At 77.9% G+C, this 1,851-nt stretch carries 1 protein-coding gene and 2 pseudogenes; 1 reads left to right on the top strand and 2 read right to left on the bottom strand.

Annotation, left to right across the window (positions count from 1 at the left end):
* Positions 1-223 precede the first annotated feature (223 nt).
* Both AB0F18_RS39170 and AB0F18_RS39165 read right to left on the bottom strand, forming a co-directional pair.
* Positions 224-739: a hypothetical protein gene (locus AB0F18_RS39170; RefSeq protein ID WP_362070305.1), complete on the bottom strand. Its 516-nt coding sequence runs from the start codon at positions 737-739 to the stop codon at positions 224-226.
* 133 nt (positions 740-872) lie between these two features.
* Positions 873-1,388 (bottom strand): annotated as a pseudogene (locus AB0F18_RS39165) (NAD(P)-binding protein); the annotation flags it as partial.
* A 143-nt stretch (positions 1,389-1,531) separates the two neighbouring features.
* On the opposite strand from AB0F18_RS39165, the pseudogene AB0F18_RS39160 reads away from it, so the two are divergent.
* A pseudogene (locus AB0F18_RS39160) lies at positions 1,532-1,851 on the top strand (TetR/AcrR family transcriptional regulator); the annotation flags it as partial.

Here is a 1,851-nt window from a genome sequence, read left to right as displayed (position 1 = left end):
CTGGGCGCGCCAGCCGGCCGGCCCAGCGCCTGCCCGCGCCCGGGGCGGCCTCGGCGGCTCCGGCGGCGGCTGCGGGGGTGGGTTCCGCTACGGCTGGTCCGGCGGGCTGCGAGGGCTCGCTCGCGGCGGCCCGGGTGACACTGCTGCTCATCTGGCGGAGTGTACGTGGCCGTACCCCAAGGACCGGTAAGGCCCGAGGGGAGGGCCGGTGCGGGGGACCGGTTCAGCGGGCGAGGGCGCGCAGGTGGGTGCGGATGACGCGGACGGCGTTCTCGGCGTCGTCGACGGTGACGGTGAACAGCTTGCCGTCGCCGAGCCGCAGCTCCACGCCCTCCCCGCGCCGCACGATCACCGCGGTGCCCTTCTCCGGCCGCCAGCGGTAGCCCCAGCCGCCCCACTGCCGCGGGGTGACGCGGGGGACGAACTCGGCGGCGGTGACCTCGGCGAGGCGGATCTTGCGGCGGGGCAGGCCGATGTGGCCGCAGCGCACCTCCATCGCCTCGGCGTCGACGGTGACGGCCACGTACACGAAGGCGAGGGTGCCGTAGAGGATGAGCAGCCCGGCGGCCAGGCAGCCGATCACGGACATCAGGAGCGGAACGTATCCGGAGGTCCAGGAGTTGTCGACGGCCAGCTCGACGCCGAGCGCGAGACAGGCCGCACCGGCCGCGGCGAGCAGCCACTGCGCACGGTTGGAGGCCCGGCCCGTCCAGAGGGGACCCGGGGGGTGACCCGTCATGAGCAGCAGCGTACCCACGTTCCGCATGTCCGCCACCACCTCTGCGCCACTCGGCGCATCCGGCGCCTGCCCGTCCCCGCGGCGGGCCAAACGCGGGGCGTGCGCGGCGTCGCCGACGAGGGCCGGGAGCGCCCGGGTGGAGGTGGCGCATCTCGTAGCGGATCCAGGTCGCCGGGCCGGTGTCGGCGAGGATCCGCGGCACGGGGTCGTGCCGGCCCGGCCCGCGAAGGCGTCCCGGACCTGCCCGGGCGTGCTCGGCGTACCGGTTGGTGCGGCCCGGCTCGACGGGGGTCATGCCGAAGGAGCGGCCGTCGCCCCGGGTCTCCCCGTACGCCCCGGTCTCGAAGCCGGCGATGCCGGTCCAGGCGACGGTGCCGAGGGTGCGGACGCGGCCGCGGGAGCCGAAGGGGGCGGTGCGGACGGCGCTGTTCGTGCCGTCGGCGCCGACGACGAGCACCGCCTCCCGGGCCTGCGGGTCGGCGATCCCCGGGCCGCCCAGCCGGCCGAGGCCGGCCTGGGCGGTGGGATGGATGCCGAAGGCGGTGCCGTAGCGCTCCGGGGTGGTGCGGCGTTCCAGGACCCGCACGGTCCGGCCCGCGCGGCGGAGCCCGATGGCGGCGGCGAGCCCGCCGACGCCCGCGCCGACCACCAGGGCGCCGTTCCCCGCGTGTTCACGGCCGTGGCCCGTCCCCCGCTTCCCGTGGAACCCCGCAGCCCGAGCGCGGCCCGCACCCGCCCACCACAGCCGTGGTACCCCATCCGCGGTACCACGGCTGTGGTTAGGCTGCCGAGGTGAACCAGGACCGCAGGGGCCGGCTGCGCGACGCCGCCGTGGCCGTGCTGGCCGAGGCGGGCGGGTGCGGGCTGACGCACCGGGCCGTCGACGCCGCCGCCGAGATGCCGCCGACCGCCAAGAGCTACTTCCCGACCCGCGACACGCTCCTGCGGGCCGTGGCCGAACGCTGCCTGGAGCAGTACCGGGCCCTCGCGGACGCCCTGCCGGCGGCCGGGCCGGGCCCGTCGGACCGGGCGGGGCTCGCGGCGCAGCTCGCGGGGCCGGGGCGGCCGCGCGTGCCGGCCTGCCTGGAAGTCCAGGCCGTCGGCGGCCGGCG

Source organism: Streptomyces sp. NPDC029216 (assembly GCF_040648015.1).
GTDB lineage: Bacteria > Actinomycetota > Actinomycetes > Streptomycetales > Streptomycetaceae > Streptomyces.
The sequence above is the reverse complement of the archived record's forward strand: the minus strand, read 5'-3'. Positions and strand labels throughout refer to the sequence as shown.